The 26,883-nt window shown below is 69.8% G+C and carries 25 protein-coding genes; 16 read left to right on the top strand and 9 right to left on the bottom strand.

What is annotated here, in order from left to right; genetic code table 11:
• From AWQ68_RS20495 to AWQ68_RS20460, 8 genes are all read left to right on the top strand, one after another.
• Positions 1–341 (top strand): CapA family protein (locus tag AWQ68_RS20495; protein ID WP_174554125.1); only part of this gene is annotated, 341 nt, incomplete at its 5' end.
• Entirely contained in the window at positions 338–979 is a 642-nt protein-coding gene (locus AWQ68_RS20490) for a protein-L-isoaspartate(D-aspartate) O-methyltransferase (protein ID WP_066942536.1), read from the top strand. The genes AWQ68_RS20495 and AWQ68_RS20490, both read left to right, overlap by 4 nt.
• 191 nt (positions 980–1,170) lie before the next feature.
• Entirely contained in the window at positions 1,171–3,060 is a 1,890-nt protein-coding gene (locus AWQ68_RS20485) for an ABC transporter substrate-binding protein (RefSeq protein WP_084464220.1), read from the top strand.
• The gene (locus AWQ68_RS20480; RefSeq protein ID WP_066942534.1) at positions 3,053–4,093 is read left to right on the top strand and encodes an ABC transporter permease; all 1,041 of its coding nucleotides are present in this window, start codon (positions 3,053–3,055) and stop codon (positions 4,091–4,093) included. Before AWQ68_RS20485 ends, AWQ68_RS20480 begins: the two co-directional genes overlap by 8 nt.
• Positions 4,094–4,178: 85 nt before the next feature.
• Positions 4,179–5,078, top strand: a complete 900-nt coding sequence (locus AWQ68_RS20475; RefSeq protein WP_066942532.1) for an ABC transporter permease — start codon at positions 4,179–4,181, stop codon at positions 5,076–5,078.
• A 47-nt stretch (positions 5,079–5,125) separates the two neighbouring features.
• The gene (locus AWQ68_RS20470; protein ID WP_066942715.1) at positions 5,126–6,106 is read left to right on the top strand and encodes an ABC transporter ATP-binding protein; all 981 of its coding nucleotides are present in this window, start codon (positions 5,126–5,128) and stop codon (positions 6,104–6,106) included.
• A complete protein-coding gene (locus tag AWQ68_RS20465; RefSeq protein WP_157545521.1) occupies positions 6,103–7,056 on the top strand; it encodes an ABC transporter ATP-binding protein in 954 nt (317 codons plus the stop codon). Before AWQ68_RS20470 ends, AWQ68_RS20465 begins: the two co-directional genes overlap by 4 nt.
• A gap of 13 nt (positions 7,057–7,069) precedes the next feature.
• Positions 7,070–8,002, top strand: a complete 933-nt coding sequence (locus AWQ68_RS20460) for a S66 peptidase family protein (protein ID WP_066942530.1) — start codon at positions 7,070–7,072, stop codon at positions 8,000–8,002.
• 49 nt (positions 8,003–8,051) lie between these two features.
• On the opposite strand, the gene AWQ68_RS20455 is transcribed toward AWQ68_RS20460, so the two are convergent.
• On the bottom strand, positions 8,052–9,653 hold the full coding sequence (locus AWQ68_RS20455) for an ABC-F family ATP-binding cassette domain-containing protein (RefSeq protein ID WP_066942528.1): 1,602 nt from the start codon (positions 9,651–9,653) through the stop codon (positions 8,052–8,054).
• 279 nt (positions 9,654–9,932) lie between these two features.
• Here AWQ68_RS20455 and AWQ68_RS20450 point away from each other — a divergent pair, with 279 nt between their 5' ends.
• Together AWQ68_RS20450 and AWQ68_RS20445 are read left to right on the top strand one after the other, a co-directional pair.
• Positions 9,933–10,535, top strand: coding sequence for a TetR/AcrR family transcriptional regulator (locus tag AWQ68_RS20450; protein ID WP_066942526.1), 603 nt, complete (start codon positions 9,933–9,935; stop codon positions 10,533–10,535).
• Between the two features lie 380 nt (positions 10,536–10,915).
• Positions 10,916–11,476 (top strand): sigma-70 family RNA polymerase sigma factor, encoded by a 561-nt coding sequence (locus AWQ68_RS20445; RefSeq protein ID WP_218006942.1) that lies wholly within the window; start codon positions 10,916–10,918, stop codon positions 11,474–11,476.
• Positions 11,477–11,641: 165 nt separating this feature from the next.
• On the opposite strand, the gene AWQ68_RS20440 is transcribed toward AWQ68_RS20445, so the two are convergent.
• The 3 genes from AWQ68_RS20440 to AWQ68_RS20430 form a co-directional block, all read right to left on the bottom strand.
• Positions 11,642–12,820 (bottom strand): cytochrome P450, encoded by a 1,179-nt coding sequence (locus AWQ68_RS20440; RefSeq protein WP_084464219.1) that lies wholly within the window; start codon positions 12,818–12,820, stop codon positions 11,642–11,644.
• Positions 12,821–13,467: 647 nt separating this feature from the next.
• Positions 13,468–14,874: an LCP family protein gene (locus AWQ68_RS20435; RefSeq protein ID WP_066942522.1), complete on the bottom strand. Its 1,407-nt coding sequence runs from the start codon at positions 14,872–14,874 to the stop codon at positions 13,468–13,470.
• Between the two features lie 197 nt (positions 14,875–15,071).
• Positions 15,072–16,127, bottom strand: coding sequence for a sodium:calcium antiporter (locus tag AWQ68_RS20430; RefSeq protein WP_066942709.1), 1,056 nt, complete (start codon positions 16,125–16,127; stop codon positions 15,072–15,074).
• A gap of 786 nt (positions 16,128–16,913) precedes the next feature.
• On the opposite strand from AWQ68_RS20430, the gene AWQ68_RS20425 reads away from it, so the two are divergent.
• The 5 genes from AWQ68_RS20425 to AWQ68_RS45980 all read left to right on the top strand — a co-directional run bounded on the left by AWQ68_RS20425 (position 16,914) and on the right by AWQ68_RS45980 (position 21,854).
• Positions 16,914–18,314 carry a YibE/F family protein gene (locus AWQ68_RS20425; RefSeq protein WP_066942520.1) on the top strand — a complete coding sequence of 467 codons (1,401 nt, stop codon included), beginning with the start codon at positions 16,914–16,916 and terminating at the stop codon, positions 18,312–18,314.
• A 302-nt stretch (positions 18,315–18,616) separates the two neighbouring features.
• On the top strand, positions 18,617–18,997 hold the full coding sequence (locus AWQ68_RS44285; protein ID WP_066942518.1) for a hypothetical protein: 381 nt from the start codon (positions 18,617–18,619) through the stop codon (positions 18,995–18,997).
• Entirely contained in the window at positions 18,994–19,440 is a 447-nt protein-coding gene (locus tag AWQ68_RS46205) for a hypothetical protein (protein ID WP_066942516.1), read from the top strand. The genes AWQ68_RS44285 and AWQ68_RS46205 overlap by 4 nt, the downstream gene beginning before the upstream one ends.
• A gap of 96 nt (positions 19,441–19,536) precedes the next feature.
• Positions 19,537–20,730, top strand: a complete 1,194-nt coding sequence (locus AWQ68_RS20410; RefSeq protein ID WP_066942514.1) for an MFS transporter — start codon at positions 19,537–19,539, stop codon at positions 20,728–20,730.
• Between the two features lie 482 nt (positions 20,731–21,212).
• Positions 21,213–21,854: a helix-turn-helix transcriptional regulator gene (locus AWQ68_RS45980; protein ID WP_084464217.1), complete on the top strand. Its 642-nt coding sequence runs from the start codon at positions 21,213–21,215 to the stop codon at positions 21,852–21,854.
• Between the two features lie 662 nt (positions 21,855–22,516).
• On the opposite strand, the gene AWQ68_RS20400 is transcribed toward AWQ68_RS45980, so the two are convergent.
• From AWQ68_RS20400 to AWQ68_RS20380, 5 genes are all read right to left on the bottom strand, one after another.
• Positions 22,517–23,707, bottom strand: a complete 1,191-nt coding sequence (locus tag AWQ68_RS20400) for an MFS transporter (RefSeq protein ID WP_066942510.1) — start codon at positions 23,705–23,707, stop codon at positions 22,517–22,519.
• On the bottom strand, positions 23,704–24,135 hold the full coding sequence (locus AWQ68_RS20395) for a chromate resistance protein ChrB domain-containing protein (protein ID WP_066942508.1): 432 nt from the start codon (positions 24,133–24,135) through the stop codon (positions 23,704–23,706). Before AWQ68_RS20395 ends, AWQ68_RS20400 begins: the two co-directional genes overlap by 4 nt.
• Entirely contained in the window at positions 24,132–24,632 is a 501-nt protein-coding gene (locus tag AWQ68_RS20390) for a Chromate resistance protein ChrB (RefSeq protein WP_066942707.1), read from the bottom strand. Before AWQ68_RS20390 ends, AWQ68_RS20395 begins: the two co-directional genes overlap by 4 nt.
• A 230-nt stretch (positions 24,633–24,862) precedes the next feature.
• Positions 24,863–25,063, bottom strand: a complete 201-nt coding sequence (locus tag AWQ68_RS20385) for a hypothetical protein (protein ID WP_066942506.1) — start codon at positions 25,061–25,063, stop codon at positions 24,863–24,865.
• 29 nt (positions 25,064–25,092) lie between these two features.
• Positions 25,093–26,079, bottom strand: a complete 987-nt coding sequence (locus AWQ68_RS20380) for a DUF1259 domain-containing protein (protein ID WP_066942504.1) — start codon at positions 26,077–26,079, stop codon at positions 25,093–25,095.
• A 254-nt stretch (positions 26,080–26,333) separates the two neighbouring features.
• On the opposite strand from AWQ68_RS20380, the gene AWQ68_RS20375 reads away from it, so the two are divergent.
• Positions 26,334–26,681, top strand: coding sequence for a DUF8832 domain-containing protein (locus AWQ68_RS20375; RefSeq protein ID WP_505781486.1), 348 nt, complete (start codon positions 26,334–26,336; stop codon positions 26,679–26,681).
• Positions 26,682–26,883: the final 202 nt, after the last annotated feature.

The following is a 26,883-nucleotide window of genomic DNA, read 5'->3' as shown; positions in this document are numbered from 1 at the left end:
TGCACGGCCACTCCTCGCACCATCCGCGCCCGATCGAGCTGCACCGGGGCAGGCTCGTGCTGTACGGCTGCGGCGACCTGGTGGACGACTACGAGGGCATCGCCGGATACGAGGAGTTCCGCGACGACCTGCGCCTGCTGTACTTCGCGTCGCTCGACCCGGAGTCGGGGCGGGCGACCGCGTTGCGCATGGCGCCGTTGCGGGCCCGGCGGATGCGGCTGTGCCGCGCCGGGCCGGACGACGTCGAGTGGCTGCGCGGGACCCTCGACGGCGTCAGCCGCGGCTTCGGGGTCCGGGTCGTCCGCGAGCCGGACGGCATGCTCGCGGCGCGGGAGGCGTGACCGTGCCCGGGTCCCCCGAGTCCCTCGCCGAGATCCTGCAGGCCGAGGGCGTCCGCGACGAGCGCCTGATCGCCGCGGTGCGGGCGACACCCCGGGCCGGCTTCGTCCCGGACGACCTCGCCGACGAGGCCTACGACGACGTGCCGCTGCCGATCGGGCACGGTCAGGTGACCACCCAGCCGTCGCTGTCGGCACGGATGATCGAGGGGCTGGGCCTGACCGGAAACGAGCACGTGCTGGAGGTCGGCACCGGCCTCGGCTTCCAGACCGCGCTGCTCGCGCGCCTCGCCGCCGACGTCGTGACGATCGAGCTGCGGCCCGACCTCTGCGCGCGGGCCCGGAGCAACCTCGCCCGCCACGGCGTGGGCAACGTCGAGCTGTTCACGGGCGACGGAAGCTGCGGGGTGCCCGAGCGGGCGCCGTACGACGCGGTCCTCGTGTCGGCCGCCTACCCCGAGGTGCCCGCGCCGCTGGCCGGGCAGCTCCGCGTCGGCGGCCGCCTGGTCCAGCCGATCGGCACCGGCGGGCAGGAGGAGGTCGTGCTGTTCGAGCGCGTCCCGGCCGGGCTGGAGCGCCGCCAGGTCCTCACCCTGGCCAGGTTCGTCCGCCTCCACGGCCGGTACGGCTACCCCCAGTGACACGGGCTGCGACACGGTCGTGCGGGGGCGGCGCTCGTACCGGCTCAGGCTAGGTCCTGGCGAGGCCGGAAGGGCGGAACCGTCGCGCTTTTCGATGCTGAGGCCCGTAAAGCCTCACAGCTCTTGGGGATGTGCTCCGTGATCGTCAGCATTCCTGGACACATGGCTGCTGAACCACCCAGGAGATATCAATGGGGACAGGCAATTCGCGGCGTGGCCGGTTGGCACTGGCCGCCTGCGCGCTGAGCGGGACGGTGCTCGCCGGCGTCGCGCTCCCCGCAGGAACCGCCACCGCGACCACGTCGTCCGGATCCGCCGCCGCGGCGTCCGCGCCGTCGGGGCAGGGAGAGACCACACTTCGGGTGAAGATGTCGGGCTCCGGCATCGACACGCTGAACCCGTTCCTCGCCTTCTTCGACGGCGCCTACGACGTCTTCGCCGCGGTCTATCCGACGCTCAACTCCCTCGACGAGCAGGGCCGTCCCGGACCCTACCTCGCCAAGTCGTGGACGCAGTCGGACGACAAGCTGACCTGGACCTTCACGATCACGGACGGCCTGAAGTGGAGCGACGGCACGCCGCTCACGGCTGAGGACGCCGCCTGGACGCTGAACCTAATCATGACCGACGCGGTCGCGGGGACCGCCAACGGCTCGCTGGTCAGCAACTTCGCGTCGGTCACCGCGCCCGACGCGACGACCCTGGTCATCAAGACCAAGGAGCCCCAGGCCAACGTCACCTACGTGAGCGTCCCGCGCAGCGGCATCCCGATCGTGCCGAAGCACATCTGGGAGTCGCAGGCGAAGAACCTCAAGGACTACAAGAACGACGCCTTCCCGCTCGTCGGCTACGGCCCGTGGACGCTCACGGACTACAAGCCCGAGCAGTACGCGAAGTTCGACGCCAACAGGGACTTCATCCTCGGCAAGCCCGGCTTCGACCACATGGTCCAGCAGAGCTTCAAGTCGGTGGACGCCGCGGTCGCCGCGCTGCGCAGCGGCCAGCTCGACTACATCAACGGCGTGAACCCGACCCAGTTCAAGGCGCTGCAGGCGGACAAGAGCCTGCTGACCGTCCAGGAGGTCGGCAACGGCTGGACCGGCCTGGAGATCAATTACAACGCCCGCACCCGCACCGGCAAGAAGATCGGCACCGGCCACCCGGCGCTGGGCGACCCGGTGGTGCGCCACGCGATCGCGCTCGCCACCGACAGGAAGACCCTTGTCGCCAAGGTACGCGACGGCCTGGCCGTGCCCGGCGCCGGCTACCTGCCCCCGGCCTGGCCGCAGTGGAGCTGGAAGCCGGCCGCCGGCGAGGAGACGCCGTTCGACCTCGACCAGGCGAACAAGATCCTCGACGACGCCGGCTACACCAAGGGCGCCGACGGCGTACGCGTCGACCCCAAGAGCGGCAAGCCGCTGGAGCTGCGCCTCGGCATCCACGCCGACGACACGGACGACGCGGGCATCTCCAACTACCTCAAGGGCTGGTTGGAGACGGTCGGGATCAAGCTCAAGATCCAGACCCTGAGCATGAGCGCGCTCAACAGCGACCTGGCCAAGGGCGACTGGGACCTGCTGATGGACGGCTGGACCACGGGCCCCGACCCGACCTTCCTGCTCGGCATCCAGACCTGCGCCGCGCTGCCCAAGGACGACGGCACCGCGGGCAACACCGACTCGTTCTTCTGCGACGAGAAGTACGACGAGCTGTTCAACAAGCAGCGCACCACGTTCGACCAGGACGAGCGGGCCAAGATCGTCGGTGAGATGCAGAGCATCCTCTACAAGGCCGACGTCAACCAGATGCACTTCAACGCCAACACCCTCGATGTGGTCCGTACCGACACCGTGACCGGGCTGGTCTACGGACAGCCGGACGCGCAGGGCATGTACCCGGCGCAGAGCTACTCGTTCTGGGGCTACCTCAAGGCCACGCCGGCCAACGCCAAGGCCACCGCGGCCAAGGAGGAGAGCGGCGGCGGCGGCGCCCTGTGGATCGGCGGCATCGTCCTGCTCGTCGTCCTCGTCGGCGGCGGGATCGCGCTCAAGCGCCGCTCGAGCGCGGACGACCGTGAGTAGCCTCACCGCCGCGGGCCCCGCCAAGGCCAAGGGGCAGGGGGTCAAGCGATCCGACCTCCTGCCCTACCTCGGCTCCAAGCTGGCCGCGGCCCTGGTCAGCTTCATGGTCACGCTGGTCATCGGCTTCGTCATCTTCAGCCTGATGCCGGCCGACCCGGTCCGCACCCTGACCAGGGGCCGCCCCACGAGCGAGGCGCAGCTCGTCCAGGTACGCCTCCAGCTCGGCCTGGACGACCCGATCTGGCAGCGGTTCCTCACCTTCGTCGGCAACACGCTCAAGGGTGAACTCGGCTACTCCTGGCAGTTCCAGCAGTCGGTCTCGTCACTGGTGCTCGACCGGCTCGGGCCGACCCTGCTCCTCATGGGCACGGCCGCGGCCGTGTCGATCGCGCTCGGCCTGTGGCTGGGCATCCGCAGCGGCTGGCGGCACGGAAGCCTGTTCGACCGGATCGCGTCGAGCTCCTCACTCATGCTGTGGTCGGTGCCGACCTTCTGGCTCGGCATGATCCTCCTGATCGCCTTCAGCGTGGGCCTCGGCCCGATCCCGAGCCTGCTGCCCGCGGGTGGCATGAGCGACCCGTCGCTGCCGCAGGAGGGCTGGGCTCACATCGTCGACGTGGCCAAGCACCTGGTGCTGCCCTGCCTGACCATGGTGCTCGTGGTCTTCGCCCAGTACGTCACGGTCATGCGCTCCTCGATCATCGATGAGATGGGCAGCCCGTACCTGCTGACCGCCAGGGCCAAGGGCCTGACCGACGACGCCGTACGGCGTCGCCACGCGGTGCCGAACGCGCTGCTGCCCTCGGTCACGATGATCTTCATGCACCTCGGCATCCTGGTCAGCGGCGCGATCACGGTCGAGTCCGTCTACTCCTGGCCGGGCCTCGGCTATCTGACCTACGAGGCGCTCAGGATCCCCGACCTGCCCCTGCTTCAGGGCACCTTCATCGTCTTCAGCGCGAGTGTGATCATCATGAACCTGCTGGCGGACGTGGTCTACCGCTTCCTCGACCCGAGAGTGCGGGCCCAATGAGACGCGTTCACAAGGGCCTGCACCAGCGCCCTCCCCAAGGTCGTCCCCTGGGCCTTCGCCGCGCTCTTCCCCGGGGTGGTGGCCGATGACCGCCGCCACGGACGCCCCGGCCGGGCTCGACGTCCCGCGCCACCACGCGTTCAGCCGCTTCTGCCGCGCGTTCGCCAAACGGCCCGCCGGGCTGGCCGGGCTCGGCCTGCTCGTCGCCTTCGGCGTGCTCGCCCTCGCCGCGCCGCTGTTCATCGGCGACGACCAGCTCAACGTCATCAAGGTGGACGGCCCGCAGTTGTCGCCACCCGTCGACGGCTACCCGCTCGGCACCGACCAGGCGGGCCGTTCGGTCCTGCTGCTGGTCATCTGGGGCGCGCGCGAGTCGCTCAGCATCGGCCTCATCGCCACCGCGCTCACCGTGGTCCTCGGCAGCGCGGTCGGTCTGCTCGCCGGGCACTACCAGGGCTGGATCGGCAAGATCCTCATGCACGTGACCGACTGGTTCATCGCGCTGCCCAGCCTGCCGCTGGCCATCTCGCTCTCGGCCGTGCTCGGCCAGGGCGCGGCGTCGATCACGATCGCCATCGCGGTCACCTCGTGGACCGCGACCGCCCGCCTCGTACGCGCCCAGACGCTCTCCGTCGAGGCGAGGCCGTTCATCGAACGGGCGAAGGTGCTGGGCGCGGGCAACACCCAGATCATGATCAGGCACGTGCTGCCCAACGTCATGCCGCTGATCCTCGTCTCCAGCACGCTCACCGTCGCCTCGGCGATCCTGTCGGAGGCCACGCTGACCTTCCTGGGCCTCGGCGACCCGACCAGCGTGACCTGGGGATCGATGCTCCAGGCCGCGTTCCTGGGCGGCGCGGTGACGGCGGGCGCGTGGTGGTACCTGATGCCGCCGGGCATCGCGATCCTCATCGTCGTGCTCGGCTTCACGCTCGTCGGCCGGGCCGTCGAGCACGTGCTCAACCCGAGGATGGTGGGCCGGTGACGGCGACGGATCAGAGCCACGCTCCGGAGGATCGGGCCTCGGCGCCCATGCTCGACGTGCGCGACCTGCGGGTGAGCTACCGGGGCGGCGGGCGGACCGTGCCCGCCGTACGCGGGGTGAGCTTCACCCTCGACCGCGGCCAGACCCTCGGCGTGGCCGGAGAGTCGGGCTCGGGCAAGTCGACGATGGCGCTCAGCCTGCTGCGGCTGCTGCCGTCCTCCACCCAGGTGACCGGCCAGGTTCTGTTCGAGGGCGAGGACCTGCTGACCGCCAAGTGGGCGCGGCTGCGCGCGGTGCGCTGGTCGGCGGCCTCCGTGGTGTTCCAGGGAGCGATGAGCGCCCTCAACCCGGTGCGCACGATCGGCGAGCAGATCTGCGAGCCCATCCTGCTGCACGACAAGGTCGGCCAGAAGAAGGCCCGCGCGCGGGCGGCCGAGCTGCTCGACAGCGTCGGCCTGCCGTCGCGGCGGCTCGGCTCGTACCCGCACGAGTTCTCGGGCGGCCAGCGTCAGCGCATCATGATCGCGATGGCGCTCGCCTGCCGGCCCGACCTGATCATCGCCGACGAGCCGACCACCGCGCTCGACGTCATGGTCCAGGCACAGGTGCTCAATCTGCTCGGCGATCTGGTGCGCGAGTCGGGCATCGGCGTCATCATGATCAGCCACGACCTGTCGGTGCTGTCCCACATGTGCGAGCGGCTGGCCGTCATGTACGCGGGGCAGATCGCCGAGATCGGCCCGTCCAAGCAGCTCATCGCCGAGCCGCGGCACCCGTACACGCGGGCGCTCGGCCGGGCCTTCCCGACGATCGGCGACCCGGCCTCGCGGCTCGCGCCCGCGGGGCTGCCCGGTGACCCGCCCACGCCGCCCGAGCTGGCCAGGCTGAGCGAGAGCAGGGGCTGCGCCTTCGAGCCGCGCTGCCCCGAGGCCATGGACGCCTGCCGTACCGAGACCGTGGAGCTGTGGCCGAGCGGCCCGGGGCGCGAGGCGGCGTGCCTGCGCGTGTTGGAAGGGAGCGGCGCGTGAAGCCCGTGCTCGAAGTCCGCGACCTGACGGTCACCTACCCGGCGCGCCGCGGCGCCGCGCCCGCGCGCGCCGTCGACGGAGTCAACCTGCAGGTGGGGCAGGGCGAGATCGTCGCACTCGTCGGCGAGTCCGGATGCGGCAAGTCCACGCTGGCCAGGGCGCTGGTCGGGCTGGTCAAGCCCACCGGCGGCCAGGTGCTCAGCGACGGCGTGCCTCTCGGCTACTCCGCCGCCGCGCTCAAGGCCTACCGCCGCCACACCCAGCTCGTCCTGCAGGATCCGGGCGGCGCGCTCAACCCCAGGCAGAACGTCTTCGACGCCGTCGCCGAAGGTCCCCGGCTGCACGGCCTGACCGATCGGCTCGGCGAGCGCGTGCACACCGCGCTGGCCAAGGCCGGGCTGCGCCCGCCCGAGCAGTTCGCGGGACGGTTCCCGCACGAGATGTCCGGCGGCCAGCAGCAGCGCGTCGTCATCGCGGGGGCGCTCGCGCTCGAACCGTCGGTCATCGTCGCCGACGAGCCGGTGGCCTCGCTCGACGCCTCCGTCCGGGGTGAGATCCTCAAGTTGATCCTGGAACTGCGCGACTCGCTCGGCCTGTCCGCGCTGGTCGTCAGCCACGACCTCGGCCTGGCCTGGAACATCGCGGACCGCGTCGCCGTCATGTATCTCGGCAGGATCGTCGAGACCGGTACGGTCGAGGAGGTGCTGCTGCGCCCCAGGCACCCGTACACGCGGGCGCTGCTTTCGGTGCTGCCGGACTCCGGCGAGCCGCCCGTGCTGCTCACCGGCGAGCCGCCGGACCCGACCTCGGTCCCCGGCGGCTGCCGCTTCCACCCCCGATGCCCCCTGCGGGCGGCCGAGCAGGACCCGCGCTGCGACACCGTCGACCTGCCCGTACTGACCGGCGAGCCGTCCTCGTCCGGCCTCGCCGCCTGCCACCTCGTCCAGTGAAGGAGAACCTCGCGTGACCGGCTTCCTCCACCCGCCCGCCCTGCGGCCCGGCGCCCGCGTCGCGGTCATCGCCGCCAGCAGCCCGCCCAACCAGGCCAACCTCGACCGCGGCCTGGCCGCCATGGAGGAGGTCGGCCTCAAGGCCGAGGTGTTCGCCTCCACCCGCGTCGGCGGCACCGAGTACGACTATCTCGCGGGCGGCGACGCCCTGCGGGCGGCCGACCTGACCAAGGCGCTCGGCGACCCCGCCTACGACGCGGTCTTCTGCGCCGGCGGCGGGTACGGCATGCAGCGCACGCTCGAACTGGTCGACTGGTCGAAGATCGACGCGTCCCGGCCGAAGGTCGTGGTGGGCTACTCCGACGTGACCGCGCTGCTGGAGGCGATCGCGGTCAAGCTCGGCTGGGTCTCGCTGTTCGGGCCCATGGTCGCCTGCGACGGCTTCTACCAGGGCCCGGGGGAGTACGACTTCGACGAGCTGATGAAGCTGCTCTTCCACCCGGAGTCGGTGACCGAACTGGTCTTCCCCGACGCACGGACGGTCGTGCCCGGCGTCGCCGAGGGCCACACCCTGGGCGGCACCGCCACGCTGCTGGCCGCCTCGCTCGGCACCGACACCTCGCTGCCCGCGCGCGGGGCGATCCTCTTCCTGGAGGACGTGGACGAGGAGCTGTTCCGGATGGACCGGTACATCACCCAGCTCCGCCGGGCCACCTACAGCGACGGCGTGGCCGGCATCCTGCTCGGCACGTTCACCAACTGCGGCGAGCCGCGCGACGTCGACCGGATGCTGGCGGAGCGGCTGGGCGACCTCGGCGTGCCCGTCCTCGCCGGGGCGAACATCGGGCACGGGATCTCGATGCAGACCTACCCCATCGGCGTCCGGGCCCGGCTCGACACCGAGGCGGGCACGCTCCGCTTCCTGGAGCCGGTCCTCACCTCCTGACGCTCCCGGGGGCGGCGCGTCCACACGCCGCCCCCGGGTGTGTACCGGATCAGGTGAGCGCGATCAGGTCCAGGTAGTCGTCGCTCCACAGGTCCTCGTCGGCGTCCGGGAGCAGCAGGACGCGCTCGGGGCGCAGCGCCCGGACCGCGCCCTCGTCGTGGGTCACCATGACGATCGCCCCCGGATAGGCGCCGACCGCAGCCAGGACCTCGTCCCGGGAGGCCGGGTCGAGGTTGTTGGTCGGCTCGTCCAGCAGCAGCACGTTCGCGCCGGAGTGGACCAGCCCGGCCAGGGCCAGCCGGGTCTTCTCGCCGCCGGACAGGACCGCGGCCGGCTTGTCGGCGTCGTCCCCGCTGAACAGGAACGCGCCGAGCACCCGCCGCGCCTCGCCGTCGCTCAGGTGCGGGGCCGCCGCCGCCAGGTTCTCCCGCACGGTGCGCGCGGTGTCGAGGGTGTCGTGCTCCTGGGCGAAGTAGCCGAGGCGCAGGCCGTGGCCGTGCACCACCCGCCCGCTGTCCGGCGTGTCGTGCCCGGCGAGGATCCGCAGCAGCGTCGTCTTGCCCGCGCCGTTGAGCCCGAGGATCACCAGCCGGGATCCGCGGTCCACGGCCAGGTCCACGCCGGTGAGGACGGGCTGCCCGCCGTACGCCTTGGCCAGGCTGATCGCGCCGAGCGGCGTTCTGCCGCAGGGGGCGGGCTCGGGCAGCCGGATGCGGGCCGTCCTCTCCGCGCGCCGGACCGGCTCCAGGGCGGCCAGCATCCGGTCGGCGCGGCGCGCCATGTTCTTCGCCGCGACGGCCGTCGCCACGTTCGCCCGCATCTTGTCCGCCTGCGCGTGCAGCGAGGCGGCCTTGCGCTCGGCGTTCACCCGCTCGCGAGCGCGGCGGCGGTCGTCGGCGTCCCGCTGCGCGAGATGGGCGGCCCAGCCGGTGTTGTACACGTCGATCGCGGCCCGGTGCGGGTCGAGGTGGAAGACCCGGTTGACGATGCCGGCCAGCAGTCCGGTGTCGTGGCTGATCACCATCAGCCCGCCCCGGTGGTCGAGCAGGAAGGAACGCAGCCAGGCGACCGAGTCGGCGTCCAGATGGTTGGTCGGCTCGTCGAGCAGCAGCGTCCCGTGGCCGGCGAACAGGATCCGGGCCAGTTCCACCCGCCGCCGCTGGCCGCCGGAGAGGGTGCCGAGCGGCCGGTCGGTCACCCCCGGGGGCAGGCCGAGGCCGGAGGCGACCCGGGCCGCCTCGGCCTCGGCCGCGTACCCGCCCCCGGCCTGGAACCGGGCCTCCGCCCGGGCGTAGGCGTTCATCGCCCGCTCCTGCGCGGCCGGGTCCGTCGCCTCGGCCATCGCGGTCTCGGAGGCGCGCAGGGCGCGTACGGCCCGATCCAGGCCGCGGGCGGACAGGATGCGGTCGGCGACGGTGGTGGACGGGTCGGCCGCGCGCGAGTCCTGCGGCAGGTAGCCGACCGTCCCGGTTCGGATGACGGTCCCGGCGGCCGGCCGCGACTGCCCGGACAGGACGTTCATCAGCGTGGTCTTGCCGGCGCCGTTGCGGCCGACCAGGCCGATGCGGTCGCCGGGGGAGATGTGGAAGGAGATGTCGGACAGCAGGAGACGGGCGCCGACGCGCAGGTCGACACCGCGAACGGTGATCATTGGATGACGCTCCGGAACGGATCGAGGACACACGGGTGGCGTGGAAGCGGGTCCTCGATCTAAGAAATGCGGGGCGTCGACATGGCGGACAGGGTAATCCGGACCGTCCGCCGACCGCATCCGATTATTCGGCCGTCACGCCGGCGGCTCGCGCTCGCCGTGGTCGTCGACGGGCTGCGCGTCAAGTCCCGGCGGGCCCGTCCGTGAACCTGAGGTTCCCGGCGCGGGCGAATCGGCCGGAACGCTGACGCCATGCCTCCTGAGTGCGAAAATGCCGACATGCCGAGGATTTCCGCCCCTAACCTCCGCGAGCACCGCGCGCAGACCGTGACCCGGATCATGGACGCGGTGGCCCGGCTCTCGAAGGATCGAGGCATCGACGCGATGTCCATGACCGACGTCGCGGCGGAGGCGGGCGTCGCGCGGACCGTGCTCTACAACTACTTCCCGGACAAGGCCGCGCTGCTGCTCGCGTTCAGCCAGCGGGCGACCGACTACTTCGTGGACCGGTTCGACCGGGATCTGCCCAAGGACGCCTCCGCCCGCGCGCGGCTGGAGTCCTTCATCCGGCTCCAGCTGCGGGGCCTCCTCGCCCACCCCCACCCGGGCGCCGCCGAGATCACCGCCGCGCTGGGCCCCTGCGCGTACCAGGCGCTCGCGGGCCACGTCGCGCCGATGCACAAGATCCTGTGCGAGATCCTCGCCCGGGGCATGGAGGCGGGGGAGTTCCGCCGGCTGGACGCGGACGCCGCGGCCCGCAGCATCCTGGCCGTCATCGGCGCGGAGCGCATCCCCCTCGTCCGCGGCGAGATCGCCCTGGCCGAGGCCGAGGAGAGCGTCATCGCGTTCGTTCAGGGAGCCGTGGCCGCGCCCGCGACGTGACACCGCCGCCCGTCCGGCCCCGCACCTCCTGACAGGCAGGGCGCTCCGGATGGGGCGCGGAGTGGCTTCCGGCGGGGTGCCGCCTTTGAAGACGGACGGCTCTGGGATTGACGTGGCCCTTCGCCCGGGCACAACACGGGCCGATCTCCGTACCGAGGCACCTCACTGCGAGGATTGCGTATGTGTCCCCCGACGAGCCGGCATCGCCCCCGGCACGAGCCCTCCAGCGCGCGAGCGACGCCCCCGTCCCGGAACGCGGGAGCGGCGATCGACGCTCGAAACGTGCGAGTGATGTCCGTGTCGCGGATCGCACGGGCGGCAGGGCCTCGGAGCCCGCGAGCGGCGGCCGAGCCATCGGCACGGCACGCGACGGGCCGGCCGTGGACCGGATCTCCGACGACGAGCGGCTGACCGGGCTCGCCCTCGCCGCCCGCGCCGGAGCCCCCGCCGACGTCGAGGCGTTCACCCGCGCCGTCTACCCCGATGTGCTGCGGTTCCTGATCTACCTGACCGACGCGCAGCAGGCGGAGGACCTCACGCAGGAGACGTTCGTACGGGCCCTCGGCAGCCTGCCCAGATTCGCCGGGCGGGCCTCCGCCCGCACCTGGCTGCGCGCCATCGCCCGCCGTGTCGTCGTCGACCGGATCCGCTCGGCCGCCGCCCGCCCCCTGATCGCCGACGTGCCCGACTGGCGTATGGCCGCGGAACGGTCCCAGCCGGGCCGGCTGCCCGGCCCGGACGACGCGGTGGCGCTGGCCGCGCTCCTCGCCGAGGTGCCGCGCGATCGCCGGATCGCCTTCGTTCTCACCCAGCTCATGGGCCTGTCGTACGCCGAGGCCGCCGAGCTGACCGGGTGCCCGGTCGGCACGGTGCGCTCCCGGGTGGCGCGGGCCCGCGGCCAGCTCGCCACGTCGCTGCTCGACGCCGAACGGGCGGCCTGACCGGGACCAACGGCTTGGGGGTGCTCGGGCCCGTGACGTCGCGTGCCGGTCCGGCCCGGGTGGGCGGGTTCAAGGTGTTCGGGGTGGCGGGGCGCCGGGCCGGAGTCTCCGGCCCGGCGCCCTCACCTCACCTCAGGACACGATGCGAGGGCGGGACCGGGACGGTCACCACTCCACGGGCAGGGCCTCCAGCCCGTACACGATCGCGAGCTTCCTGAACTCCACCTCTTCGGCCGGTACGGCGAGGCGCAGCTCGGGGAAGCGGCGCAGCAGCGCCGGGTAGGCGATGCGCATCTCCATCCGCGCGAGCGGCGCGCCCACGCAGCGGTGGATGCCGTGCCCGAACGCGAGGTGCGACGAGGCGTCGCGCTCCGGGACCACGGTTTCCGTGTCCGGGCCGAGCTGCGGGTCGCGGTTGGCGGCGGCCAGCGAGCAGAGGACCATCTGGCCCTTCGCGATCGGCTGCCCGGCCAGGACGAGGTCCTCGCGGGCGAAGCGCGGGAAGGCGACCTGCACCACGGTCATGTAGCGCAGCAGCTCCTCCACCACCCGGCCGACCTGCTCCTCGTCGCCGTCCCGGACGAGCGCGAGGTGCTCGGGGTGCTGCAGCAGCCACAGGGTGCCCAGGGCGAGCATGCTCGTGCTGGTGTCGTGGCCGCCGGTCAGCAGCCCGTCGGCGAGGCTGGCCAGCTCCTCGTCGGTGATGTCGTCGCCGTGGTCGCGGATCAGCATGCCGAGCAGGCCGTCACCGGGGTTCTCGCGCTCGCGCGCGACCAGCTTCCGCAGGTACGCCATCGAGTCGTTGATCGCCTGCAGCGACGCCTCGGGGCCGCCCGAGAAGTCGAACCGGCCGGTGCTGAGGCGCAGGAAATCGGCCTGCTCCTCGTACGGCACGCCCAGCAGCTCGCACACCACGAGCGAGGGGATGGGCAGGGCGAAGGACTGGACCAGGTCGGCCGGGGTGCCCGCCTGCTCCATCGCGTCGAGGCGCTCGGTGACGATGGCCTCGATCCGGGGCTCCAGCCGGCGCAGCCGCCGTACGGTGAACTCGGGGGTCAGGAAGCGGCGCAGCCGGGTGTGCTCCGGGGGGTCGCGGAAGCCGAGCCCGCCCGGGTCGTCCTGCTGGGAACCGGCGGCGATGACGTTCATGAAGTCATTGCTGAACCTGTTGTGGTCGCCGAGTACGGCGCGCACGTCCTCATATCGGGTGACCAGCCACACCGTGGAGCCGTCCGGCATGGGCAGCGGATAGACCGGCTGCTCGGCCCGGATGCGGGCGAGCTCGGGCACCGGGTCCATCCCCTCCCGCATGAACTGCACGAGGGGAAATTCCGTCTCTGACATCTTGTTCGGATCCTCATTGTTTCGCCCGGCGCCGGTGCGCGGGGGAGCGCGCCGACGCCGAGGTTCGTCCAAGGGCCGGTGGGCGCTGTGGCGACGGCCGGTGGCAGTCGTCCCCGCGGGATGTCGACGCCCTTCGCCGCCGACATCCGGCCGCTCCCTCCGCGCGACCGGTCCGCTGGTACGCCGACGATGAGAGCCCCCCACATAGACATGTCGTTCCAGCGCGGCGCGAAGTTCCCGACAAAGGTGGATTTCTTCTGATTTCTTCCAGATTTGCGGGACGTCTCCTGGCGCGGCGCGCGACGCCCCAGCTCAAACGCCACCCGCTGTGCAGGTAGTTGGGGTGCGCCAGCCGATGGGTGCGGTGGGCACGAGTGCGGTCAACGCGCTCGCCGAGGCGCTCAACGCTACGTTGAAGCGGAAGACGCTCCAGGGTGCCAGGTGCTGGCCTCCGCTCATGCCGCCCGTCCGGCGCTTTGCCTGGGTCACCCGCTTCGACACCCGAAGGAGACACTCCAGCCTGGCTACCTCAGCCCCATCGACTACGGGCGGTCGCCCGATCAGGTGCTGCTCGCCGCATAACAGCTGGTGTCCACACATAGGGGAACCCACAGCCGTGTCTCAGGTTCGGCTCACGGCTTGCGTGCTCAGGCGTGGCAGGCGTCGGTATTGGCTGTCACCCCCGAGGAGAGCGTCGAGGATCGGATGAAGTCGCCGGATGTCGGCACGGCATCGCGTAGCCGGATCCCCTGCCGACCGGGCGAGGCGGTCCAGTCTTCGCCGAGCACCAGCGTGAGAGTGCTGCCGGTGCCGACCTCGCGTGCAAGGGCGGGGGTGCGGGTGAGTACTCCGGCCAGGACACGCGCCGCCGCCTGGCCGGCCATGGTGGTACGGATCGTGGTGTGAGAGGCGGCTGCCGGCGGGGTGGAGACGACGGCCCGGCTGAATCCCAGGTTCCGGAGGCGGGCGGTGACCTGACGGGCCAGGCCGGTGTGCCCACTGCCGTTGACCACGCGGACCGGGATCGTCGCCAGGGCGGGCCCGGTTGATCGGTGGGCAGGTGATGCGGAGTGCGACAGGTTCGCGGCGGGAGCGTGTGTGTCCTTGCTGATGGCGGCGAACAGCTGGGCGGCCTGGGGCTGGGTGAGAACGACCCGGTTGGGGTCGACCTCCCAGTAGTGGTTGGGGACGGTGAGGAAGCCGACCTTGCCCGTACTCATTCCGCGGACGCTGCCAGCGATTGTGCGCAGGGTGCCCAGGCCCAGGTCGTCGTCCGTCGTGAGGGACTTGGTCGCGGCGTTGAGAAATCTGTAGAGACGGACAGGATTGGTGATCAGACCGGTGCTCGTGGCTTTGCGGACCATCGCGGCCATGAACAGCTGCTGGCGCCTGATGCGGCCGAGGTCCGATCCGTCGCCGAGCGCGTAGCGGGTGCGCACGTAGGCCAGCGCGGTGTTGCCGGTGACGGTGTGGCGCCCGGCGGCCAGTTCCAGGTGAGACTTGGGATCGTCCACCGCCTTGGGCAGGCACACCTCCACCCCTCCCAGCGCGTCGATCATTCTCTTGAATCCCGTGAAGTCGATCTGCATGAAGTGATCGATGTGGATGCCGGTGACGGACTCGATCGTCTTCCAGGTGCAAGCCGCGCCGCCCGCACTGAACGTCGCGTTGATCATTTCTAGAGCGGGCGGGACGGCCGCGCCGGTGGCCGTGGTGCACGCCGGGGCATTCACCATGAGGTCACGGGGAAAGCTGATCGCGGTGGCGCCATCGCGGTGGGGAGAAATGTGCAGGAGGATGATGGTGTCGGAGCGGGCACCGGCCGTGTGCCCGAACCGTGCGTTCTCCCCGGCGCGGGTGTCGGAGCCGATCAGCAGGATATTGAGGGCCTTGTTGTACTTGGGGGGCCGCGCTGTACCGAGGCGGTCTTTGACCTTCTCGTGGCTGATGTTGCCGGACAACTGGGTGTAGCCCAGACAGACCACACCTACGGTCGGCAGCAGCACCGCGGCGGCGATGGTGGCCGACCAGCGCAGTACCCGCCGCGCGGACACGCGCCGGACGGTAGGCCCGGGGACCCGGCCTCGCCCCGCGCTGGTATGGGCGCCGCCCGGCCGGTCGCCACGGTCCACCCGGCCGGCTTGTCCGGTCCGCGATGGCCTGTCGGGACCTTTCTCCAGCGTTGCGTTGTCCTTGTCCATGTTCCACTGCCCTCTCTGCACTGCGGCGATCTCCCGCGTCAGCTGGAGCTTCAGGTGAGGATCGGGATGAGCCCGAGCGCGAAGACCAGGTAGAAGCCGGCGGCCACGCCAAGTCGTAGCGGGGTCAGCTTGTGGGCGCGCATGGTCGCCAGCAGGTAGACGATCGCCGCCATGGTGACCAGCCCCGACCACAGGAGGGCGCCGTCGAACTTCCAGGAAGTGAACAGCAGCCCGAGCCCGCTCGGCACGGTGGCCTGGATCATCATGGCACCAGAGATGTTGGCCAGAGCCAGTTTGGTCTTCCCCTGCCGAATCCAGATGATCGCATTCATGGTCTCGGGAAGCTCCGTGGCGATGGGCGACAGCAGCAGCGCCGTGACGGAGGCGGACAACCCGATCAGCGGGCCGATGATCTCAAGCTGGGTCACGAACAGACGTGACGCGAAGAAGATCACCACAAGAGTGGCAAGGGTCTGGGCGATCACCGCCCAGGTGGCCGGTGAGGCGGCCTTGGGCTGGAACTTCAGCGGCTCCAACTCCAGTTCGTCGTCCTCGTCGTGCCCACCGCGGATCTCACGCCAGAAGTACACGGCGTAGGCGGCGAAGAACAGCAGACCCAGCACGGGCTTGAACGCGAATGCGACCAGGCCGAGCCCGACCTTGACGATGAAGATGGGCAGGAACCACTTCTGGTCCTTGGCCAGGCGGGCCATATCCCGCGCGGTCCCCAGGGCCTGCGCGGAGTCACCCGGAGGATCCACCTCAACCGTGCCGGAGGCTGTCACCGTGACAGCCGCGCGCCGCTTGCGCCGGTGGAGGAGCAGGACCACACCGCTCACGCCGTACGCGACGGTGGCCAGGGCCAGCGGGCCACCCATGGCCGCGCCCACCCCGATGTTCTTGGCCTCTTCCGTTCCGCCCGTGGTCACCGCGACCAACGTCACCACGGATTCGGGCAGTGCGGTTCCGAAGGCGGCCAGGATGGTGCCCACCGCCATCTTCCCGACGTTCAGCCGCTCACCGAGCCACTCGACCGCGTTGACGAACCACTCACAGGAGAAATAGATCGCCACCGCACAGGCGATGAGCAACAGGACATGTATCACGACCTCGTCCAACCTTCCCGCATCCGCAGGGTTCGAGGTCGACCGGCGTGGAGAGCGGCGGCAGGCTTCGGCCCCGCGATGCACAGACGTCATCGACATTGGGCCGAAGGTCTCGCCCGCCCGCATGAGATCGCAGGCCCGGCCACCGGGAGCCGGAGCTCCAGCGTGTCGATGACCGGTTCGCGGGGCTACTCCCCTTCGCAGCGGCTCAGCATAGCTGCTCATTCGCAGTCTTCGAAAGCGGCCGGCGGAAGCGGGTATGGAACCCCTTCTCCGGACACACCGGACGTACCCCTGGTGCTCACATGGTGGTCACGGCGTTCGAAGACCGAGCCGACAAAGGCCTTCACTTCCAGTGGATAGGCACGAGTTCCCGGTCAGGACACTGACTTTTGCCAGGAGAAGGCCGGCGCCTCGCGGGTACGGCTCGCGGAGCATGGGCCGACCACCTCACATGGGGACGAACGCCTGCCATACCCGCCATATGATCACAGCATGGCGCGGTTCGGCATGACCACGGCTCAGGTCGGCTTCAGCAGCTCGGGCTCCACAGCCTCGTCGTCCTGGTCTCCTGCGCGAATCTCCCGCCAAGGCCAGGACCAGTCGTGCGCTGTCGCACTCATCTCACGATCGGTCTGACCCCACCTACCCTGACGCGGACCCGCCTCAACCTGGCTTCCGACAGCGCCCACGCTGAGCCGCACGGAACGACGGGGGAGCGCGCTGGGACGGACCGCGCCACCTCCCCGTATCGAGGAACCGCACCCGAGGAGACAAACGTCCATCATGGGCGCCAACCACAGCCACGGCACCTCCGTTTCGCCCCCACCCGCCACCCATAAGACGGTGTGGGCGACGCTAGCCGTGCTCGTGCCCATCGCCCTGATGACCCTGGCCGCCTTGATCTGGTTGTGGCCCAGCGACCAGAAGCCCGCACGCCCGTCATCGCCCGGACTGCAGCAGGAAACGGGGATGATCATCGGCATCTACGCCAAGCCGTGCCCCGCTTTGCCGGAGGAGCTTGCGGCCTCCGAGACCGCGTCAGCGGCTCCCGATACTTGTGCCGACGTCCGGGTCCGGCTCACCAGCGGGGCCAAAGCCAATCAGACCATCATGACGGAGCTGCCCAGTGGCCCCGGCTCGCAGCGGTTCGCAGCGGGCGACGACGTCGTGCTGGTCCACATGCCACAGAACACGCGCGGTGCGCCGCAGTACCTGCTGTCCGACCACGACCGATCCGCACCGCTGTGGATGTTCGTCGCCGCCTTCGCCCTGGCCGTGGTCGCCTTCGGCCGCTGGCGCGGACTGACCGCGCTGGTCGGCCTGGCCGTCACCTTCGTCCTGCTGCTCGCCTTCATCATCCCGGCAATCCTCGCCGGAGAGTCGCCGACACTGGTCGCCATCGTGGGCTCCGCGGCGATCATGCTCACTGTCCTCTACCTCACCCACGGATTCACGATCCCGACCTCGATGGCCGTGCTCGGCACGCTGGCCAGCCTCACCATCACCGGCCTTCTCTCCGCGGTGGCCATCGACGTCGCCCCCCTCACCGGGATCACCGACGACAGCTCGTTCATGCTGGACACCGGCTACCGCATCAACGCACAAGGCCTGCTCCTCGCAAGCATCATCATCGGTGCCCTGGGTGTCCTCGACGACGTCACGGTCACCCAGGCCGTCACGGTGGGCGAGCTTGCCATCGCCAACCCCGGCTACTCCTTCGGCCGGCTTTACCGGGCCGCGGCCCGCGTGGGGCGCGCGCATATCGCCTCAGTGATCAATACGATCGTCCTCGCCTACGCCGGCGCGGCGCTTCCCCTGCTCCTGCTCTTCAGCATCGGGGAACAGCCGCTGGGAGACGTCCTGCGCAACCCGGTCCTCGCTCAGGAGATCATCCGTAGCATCGTCGGGACGCTCGGGCTCATCGCGGCGGTTCCTATCACTACTGCTCTTTCTGCTCTGACCGCCTCGCGAGGCACCTCATCGGAGGAGCAGCCGTTCTCTTCGGCGCGCCATCGTCGGCGTGGCGACTCACCTCCCTCGGACGTCTGGTCAGACAGCTCGCGCGATGCCAACGCCCCTGTGCCGAGTTCGCAAAGCCAGAGGTCTCCGTTGCGAGCATCGGGGGCGTTCGGCAGCGAGTCGGCGCCCTTGGGTTCCAAGCCCTGGCCACATGGTCACCGGTGAACTCCGCACGTGACCGAATCCCACTTCCGAAACGCCTCCCTCGCAGCGCCCCTTCGGGGTTCGCTTGCCACCTCCCGATGGTTCAGGCTGGGGACGAGCTGTCCGAGGAACAGGCCAGCGGCCATGGCGATGCCGATTCAGACGGCACGAACCGGTCGAGCATCGGCAGACCGCCGGCGGACGGGGTGCGGGTCGGGCTTGATGACATAAGGCAGCGCTTTTGGCATCTGCACGTAGCTGGCCTGGCTGTTAGAGAGCCTTGCCGGTGAGAAGAAGGGTCCAGAGGTGTGCCGCCTTGGCGGATGGGCTTGGACCGGGGATGGCTCTCCGAGCTGATCCCGCCCACCGGCTACGTCCCCGACTTCCTCAACCCGACCCCCGCCGGACCTGCCCCCGCACCGGCGGCAGAGTGGGACGCGATCCTGGCCTCGCCCGCCGACTGGGTACGCCAGGATCTCGACCATCTCGCCCGCCATCAGGGGCATCTCGGCCCCCGCCTGCGGCCCTGCACGCCGACCCGCCCTCCCGCCTGGCCAAGGTCACACAAGAGATCGAAACGTACTGGGAGCTGGCACTACTGGGCACGGATCCGGGCAGTACTGGATGCCGGCATCTTCTACCGGGCCCGCACGGTCGCCGAGCACAGTGCCGGCCGCCTGTTCAACGACCTGCACACCTCATGAGTTGGCACGACAACGCGCTGAGGCTGGTCCGTCGGAAACGAAACCTGCCCCGGGAGTCCGCAGGCGCGGGACTGCTGCTGATCCCTTCAACGTTCACCGGGCCCGGCCTGCGCACCAGGGTGAGACTTCCGGAACCGCCGCAGCTCGCTTATCCAGCACGTGGCGTCGGCACGCTGTGGGAGACACGATCTGTCATCGGAGCCTGCGTCCTCACCTCCGTCCTCGGCCGCTCGCGAACCCCGCTGCTGACCGAACTGCAGGCCCCGGCTTCCACTGCCCATGGCTCCGGGCTGGGCGTCCATCGTTACGTCGTCGAAGGCACAATCGGCCTGCTGCACTGGTTCCGTCGCCTGCGTATCCGCTGGGAGACCCGCGATGACATCCACAAGGCGTTCATGACCTTGGCCCCAGCCACCATCTGCTGGCGGGACCTTGTCCGCTGATCATGAACCCTGACCGGAACTGCCGCCTCATCCGCGGTGCCATTAATGTCTGTTTTCTGCCAGCATCGTTGCACCGATGCTTCCTACGGTTGGCGCGTGAAGACTGAATTCGCCGGTGTCGATCAGCACCGCCAATTGCCTAGTCCTGTCGTCTGGTTCATGTCGCTTGCGGCTGCGCTCGGGACAGCGACGATCTACCCGTTGCAGCCGGCGATCGCCGATGTGGCGAACTCGTTGGACGCCTCGCTCACTGCGGTCGGGGTAGCGCTTGCGTGCGGGCCGATGGGGTACATGGTTGGACTCGGTCTGCTTGTCCCTCTGGTCGACCGATTTCCTCCGGGGCGGGTGCTGTCGGCGCAGGTCGGCGGCCTGGCGGCTGCCCTGCTCTTGAGTGCTGTCGTCGGCAATGTATGGGCGTTGGGGGCGGCGATCGGCGTGATCGGGGCCTGCTCGGCAGTTGGCGCGGGCCTCAGTTCGGTGGTCGGCCGGCTCGCGTCCCCACATCGGCGAGCGGCGACGCTGGGGATCGTGACGGCCGGAATATCGGCGGGGATCCTCGTCGGCCGGATCGTCGGCGGCTGGCTTGCCGAGGTGATCGGCTGGCGTGGCATGCTCATGGTGTTCGCCGCGGCCTGTGCGGCCGTCGCGGTGGGCTTGCTGCTGGTGGTCCCGGGCACCCGAGGAGGAACCGAGCGTGGTTATCTCGCCACGCTGAGGTCGATTCCGGGCCTGTTCGTCCGGTACACGGCGTTGCGGGTGGCCGCTACCCGTGGCGCCCTGTGGTTCTTTGCGTTCTGTGCGCTGTGGGCGGGGTTGGCGGTAGCACTCTCGGAGCCCCCCTACTCGTACTCGGCAGAGCGTATCGGTATGTACGCACTTGCTGGACTCCTCGGCATTCTCGCCACCCGGGTTTCGGGCATGTGTACCGATCGCGTGGGTGCGCGCCGCGTGATCCTCGTAGGTCTGGTGATCGCCGGAGCCGCGGCGGCAATCGTCGGGTTCGCCCTCCCGAGTGCTGCCGCGGCCTTTGCCTGTCTAGCGCTATTCGACGCAGGACTGTTCGCTGCACAAGTCGCGAATCAAAGCACCATCCTCGCGATCGAACCCGCAGCACCCGCGCGGTTCAACAGCGCCTACATGCTCGTCTACTTTGTCGGCGGAAGCCTCGGGACGGCATTCGGCGCTACGGCCGTCGAGCGGTTCGGCTGGCCTGCGACAACGGCGATCACCTCAGCCGCCATCACCACTGCCGCGGCGATCACGCTGGGCGCGGACGATCGTTCGATTTGATCCACTTCCACAGGTTGCGCTCAAGACCAATTTGTCAGGAACTCTCAGCCATCAATGGTCAGTCGCTGTCGCCATCGTCTCCAGTGGTCCGCAATTCGGGAACGCTTCCTCGGCAGCTGATCACGATGTGGACCTTGCCGGATTCCGATTCGAACTCCATTGCCAGCAAACTGGATGACGACCACGACAGCCACAGCAAGTCCCACGGGCGAAGCGATCGAGACGAAAGCGAGCACGACGAGGACTGAGGCCTCCGCTCCAGTACATACCACTTCGCCTTTCCGGGGCTCGGGGCAGTTACTCCCTTGACTGACGCATCGCGTGGTTCGGCAGACGACTGTGCGGATTCCGGACACCTCGCATCGTGATAGCGGCGGTCGGTCGCCGCGGAGAGGTCGGCAAGTCGTCGGGAACGCCCGGATCGAGAGGGCAGATCGCTGCTGCGCAGGATCTGCCCTCTCCAACCGAGCAGGTCCAGCATCATGCGCGCGGACGCCTCGGCGATGACAGGAGTGCGGTCTGTGATCGGCTGGCTGGCCGTCGCGTTCCAGGATCACGGTCTCGCGCGGGGATGGCTCTGCCGGTACGGCGAGGCCAGGGCGGCGGCGCGGCACGTCGGTCAGCCGTCGCCGGACGCGATCGCCCTGCGCTGCCGTGCCCTCGTGGAGGGGGACGAGACGCACTTCAGGGATGCCGTACGCCGCCACGAGGAAGACGAACAGCCGTACGAGCGGGCGAGGACGCGGCTCGCCTACGGCGAGTGGCTACGACGGGCACGGCGGCGAGCCGATGCCCGGGTGCAGTTGCGCGCCGCGCTGGAGATCTTCGACCGGCTCGGAGCGGAGCTGTGGGCCGAGCGCGCCCGGGCGGAGTTGCGTGCGACCGGAGACGTGCCGGCGGCGCCGCGCAGGGCCGACGACCCGCTCAGCGTGCTCACCCCCAGAGAACGCGAGATCGTACGGCTGGCGGCCGACGGCGCCTCCAACCGCGATATCGCCGCGCAGCTCTTCCTCAGCCCGCGAACCGTCGGCTATCACCTCTACAAGGCGTTCCCCAAGCTGGGCATCACGGCCCGATCGCAGCTGGCGGCCGTCACCCGCTCTTCGTCGGTGCCGGGCTCCTGAGCACACCACGTCATCGGGAGATATGCCTCAGGCCGTGGTGGAAGGGGCTATTCCTCTCGCGCGTCGTCATGCCGCAGCCGGACGCCGAACGGTGGTTCGGCGCATCCATCCTGACGATGACCGACTACCTGCCCGGCCTCCGACTGGCACCTGAGCTGAACGATGCCATCGACCACCTCGAAGGACAGTTCGTCACCCGACGCCGCGTCCTTCGAGACTCGGAAGCCGAAGACATCCCCGAGCTACGTGACACCGAACCCGACGAGCCGTTGCCCGCGCTGCTCCTGACCGCCTGCTCACTGGAAGGGCACTCGTATCTGGACACGTTTCTGGGCCTCGCGTCCGGCTTCGGCATCGGAGCACTGCTGGTTGGGCGGTCAGCGTCCGGAACGACCTGTGAAGTCGGCGAGGGCCACCAGGTGACGGAGGCGTCCGGGACACTGGCCGAGAAGCTGAGAGACACCACCCTGTTCCACCTAACCCAGAGCCATCCGGCTCCTGGTCGAACTCGGTCGCACCGACGAAGCCCGCCTACGCGTCCGCCACACCAAGGCCCGCCTCGCCGCCCTTGGTGTGGCCGTCTCCTCCGAGACGCGGTTAGTTCTGGATCAGATAGGCCATTGAGAGGCGGAGTGCAGGAAGTGGCGTTAGCGCATGAGGGCCTATTTCCGCTCGGCCAAGGGTTCCCGGTCTGCGGGAAGGCGGACCTGCCGGAACGTCTGCCACAGTGCCAGGTCGTAGCCGGTTTTGGTTGCCCCGGCGATCAGGAACGGCAGCGCCAGGCCGAACGATTGCAGCAGCCCGGCCAGCGCGGGGCCGGCGGGCCGGGTGACGTAGCGGGCGGTGTTGGTGACCGCAGCCGCGGCGGTCCGCTCACCTGGTGGGACCAGCGCCATCACATATGCCTGCCGGGTCGGGATGTCCATCTGCGACAGGCAGGCCCGCGCCAGCAGAAGTCCCATGGCCGCGGGCAGGGTGGGGACGAGCGGAACGGCGGCCAGGAGCAGGTTGGACGGTATGTGGGTGAACACCATGGTGGGTAGCAGCCCGATCCGGCCCGCCACGATGGGTGCCGCCAGGAAGGACAGCGTCTGCAGGACTCCGACGGCGGCGAAGGTGATGCCGATGATCTGGGTGGTGGCGCCGAAGCGCAGGCCGAGCCAGTAAGCGACGTAGGCCTGGACGACGAATCCACCGGCCAGGCTGTCCACCGCGAACAAGGCCGCGAGGCGCGTGACCACAGGACGCGATCCGGCCGGCGTCCGCCCTTGGGCCGAGCCGGGCGGTGGTGCGGAGACCTCCACGGTGGCGGGCAGTTCAAAGGCCAGCAACGCACCGACGGTTCCGATCACGACCAGGACACCCCCGAGCACCAGCCGATCGGGAGGGAGGGTGCCGAGCAGGGCGCCGGCGGCTCCGGCCACGGTCGCGACCGCGTTGTAGAGGCCGAACCTGCGCACGATTCCCTTATGGTGCGTCCCGGTGCCGGCGAGCATGACCTGTTCCAGGGTGGTGAACGGCCCGGACTCGATCACTTCGGTGGACAGCGCGCCAGTCATCGCCACCAGCGCGAGCAGCCACAGCGGTGCGCCGGAGGCGATGACCACGCCGCAGCAAGCCAGCGCCGCGTACAGCGTGGCGTAGGCGCGGCGGCGGCCGATGCGATCACCCCACCGCGCCAGGGTGAGGCTGGCGGTGACGCTGCCGGCCACGATGGCCGCCAGCACAAGCCCGACTTCCACCGGGGCCAGGCCACCGGCGCGCAGGATCGCCCCGAGCTGTACGGCGGTCACCCCATACCCCACGGCGCGCAGCGCCTGGGAGGCCAGGACGACGCGCACGGCCCTGGTCATGCCGGTTCCCGCCCAAGCAGCAGTTCACGTCGGTAGAACTCATAGAGCCCGTCGAAGATGGGGCCGGTGATCTGGAGAGTCCGGTGGTCGTCGCAGATCATTGACAGGCCTCGAAGGATCACGTCCAGGCCAGGCGCTTCGGGTGCCTCGTAGCGTTCGTCGTCCAGGTCGGCCTCATGCACGATCTGCGCGATGCGCTGCAGCACCGGGTCGGTCAACTCATAGGTACGCAGGATCGTCTCGAAGCTGCAGTCGCCGCCGTGATGGGACAGCGCGACACCGCGCAGGTCGAAGCCGGTGGCATCGTTCGGCAGTTCGGCCGGGTCGCCGACGAACACGAACTCCGCGTCGGGGTCGATGTGGCGACGGATCAGCCATGCGCACGCGGCCCTGTCGATGTGAACCCCCGCGCGGGTACCCCACTTCATCTCTGCCGCTCCTTCGTTTCCTTGCCTGCGACACCTGGGGCGATGAGGGCATCGACCGCGAGATGGGCGGTGCGACGCTGGGGCGGGGGAAAGTAGTCGCGGCGGCCGATGCGGCGCAACTCGGCCCGCAGCCGTCGGGCAGTAGAGTGCCGGGTGGCCTCGTCCTGGCCGGATGCGAGTGCCGCCTGCTCGGTGACGGCGGCGTATTCGGCGGCCCTGGCGGCGGCCATCGACGCCGCCAGTCGCTGTTCCTGTGCCGAAGTGGACGGGTGGGCCAGCCAGATCCCGGCTGTCCCGCCGGCCTCGATCACCTCATCGGCGATCCACTCCAGTTGCTCGCGGGTGCGCGCGTCGGCCGGCAGCGCGACCAGCCCGTCGGACAGCTGTGCCACGCCGAGGCGTCTGAGCTTGCGCCAGATGCCGATACGCGGGGTGGACGGCTCGCGGGGCAGCCGGTAGGACAGCAGCACCCATTCGCCTGTCCCGCCTTGCCTCATGTTCACGGCCCATCACCTCTGCCAGGGGCCCGCCCGGGTGGCAGGCACCCCCATAGCGCGGTGGCGCCGATCAGCGCGTATGCGATCTCATGCGCGCCATATCGGCGCGGTTCCTGTACCTGATCTGGTACGGGAGGGCTGGTGACGGGTGTCTCCGGGCGGACGCCCTGGTCGGCAGCTCGAACGCCTGCCCATCCCGCTGGTCGTGTGGCCGCTTCCCCCTTTCGGGCTCACCTGTCCCGATTCGCCTGAATGATCGCGCGCACCTTCTGGGCGACCGGATCGCGTCGGGCTCCGAGCCGGACGCCCAAGCGCCGCCATTCAGCCCCGCAGCGAAGCGCCGCCCGTCCCGCCTCGCGGTCCGGGAGCAGGATCCGGCGCAGCGACTTCCACATGCCGGCCTGGCTGTGGTGTCCGGCCGTCCCGTTCATCGCGCCCCCTGTTACTGGTGGCCGTAGCTTCAGGCGGCCGGTTTGATGTCGCTCGCTGCTACCGCCTGATGCAGCGTGCGGGCGAGCTTGACGGCATCGTCGACCGCCCAGAAGTGCATGTAGAACATGCGGGGCTGATCGTCGAGGGTGTGGTTGTGCAGCTCGACGATGTCGATGCCGCCCCGCCGGAGGGCGCGGATGACGTTTTGGACCTCTGGGGCGGTCATGACGAAGTCGCCGTTGATGGCCGCCTTGCCGCCGCCGGTCGGCTGGAAGTTCAGGCCGGTGGACACGCCCATCCCCGCTGGGGTGACCCGGTTGCCGGAGGAGACGTCCTCGAGGCGGGCGAAGGTGAACTTGTAGACGCCGCCGTCGTTCGTGCCTTTGGTCCCCAGGGCGGCGTCGATCCCGGCCGTGTCCAGGTCGATCGGCGGTGGTGAGGACGGCGCGGATGCCGGTGGGGTGGCTGTCTGATCCAGAGCGGCTCGGATTCCGCGGGCGATCGTCGCCGGGTCTCCCATGGCGTGAATGTGGGTCCACCAGACTGGCGGTTCGTGGGCCGGCAGGTGTTTGTGCAGCGCGGTCTGGGAGATCCCGGCCGCTTGTAGGGCGTCGGTCACCTTGCCCACTTCATCTTCGGTGACCACGAGATCGCCCATCATCATGCTCTGGCCGTCTCCATAGCGGGCGAAGGCCGCGTACGAGCCCAGCGCGAACCCCGCCTTGACGGGAACCCCTTTGGATGTGACCTTCAAATCCGCTCGGGGGAATCCCACCCGATACACGGTGTGATCGGTTGACAGCTTGCCGGATCTTCCCAGCGCCTGCGCGGTCGCCTTCCAGTCGGCCTCGCTGGTGGCCACCGGCCGCAGGAGGCGGTCCTGATGCGGTCCGTCCCCGTCAGCTGCGTATGCGGTCGCCATGCCCGAGCCGCCCGATGCTGTCACCAGCGCGGCTATCGCCACAAGCCCTGTTGTGCGGATCCGGCCGACGCGTGGGAACGAAACAGTGTGCATCGCGTGCTCCCCTCAGCACCCGACGAAACACCTATGCAACCACGGTTACATCAGCCCGCCCTGGATGGAAGACATTCCACCGTCTTCCATGCCGATTGCTGGCAATTCCACGACCTACCTGCGGGCCAGATAACTGGTAATCGCCGTCATGGTGGTGGCCAGCGTGGGAACGGTTCAGGGAGCGGAGCCTCCTGCCACGTGACTCATGCACGTCATCTAGGTGCTCCGCACACCGAATAGAGCACGGCATCGCATTGCCCGAGGCCTCAAGCTCCACGACGGTCGACGGCTATGTCGTGAACGTGAGCGGCGATCTCAAGGCTGGTATGGACAGCGCGCTGACCATGACCTTCGCCAAGGCCGGCAAGCCTGTCACTGACCTGCAGCCCTACCTCGACACCTACGCCCACCTCACCGCTTTCCATCAGGGCGATCAGGCGTTTGCGCACCTCCACCCGGAGACCAAGGTCCATGCCGACCACGGTGGGCCGACCCTGCTGTTCCATGCCAATTTGCCGAGGTCGGGCAACTGGCGCCTGTTCCTGCAGTTCCAGACCGAGGGCAGGCTCCACACGGGCGAGATCACCGTACACGTCACCTGAGCCAGCACACGGCGCAACGAATCGCGGTCGCGCCTGAGAGAAGACGGATGAGCGGTAGACATCAAGGGGGTACAGCCAGGGGGCCGGCGGCGCCCCGAGGGGCGGGCGAAGGCGGCCGGTCCCGCCCCCGAGAACTGCACGAGTTCCGGCACTCACTCATTGACTTATCTCAGGAACGCCAGGACGGATCCTTCCGACGGTG

This window comes from Microtetraspora fusca (genome assembly GCF_001570365.1).
In the GTDB taxonomy this organism is placed as follows: domain Bacteria; phylum Actinomycetota; class Actinomycetes; order Streptosporangiales; family Streptosporangiaceae; genus Microtetraspora; species Microtetraspora fusca.
Note: the sequence above shows the minus strand (reverse complement) of the source record. Positions and strands in the feature narration are given on the sequence as shown.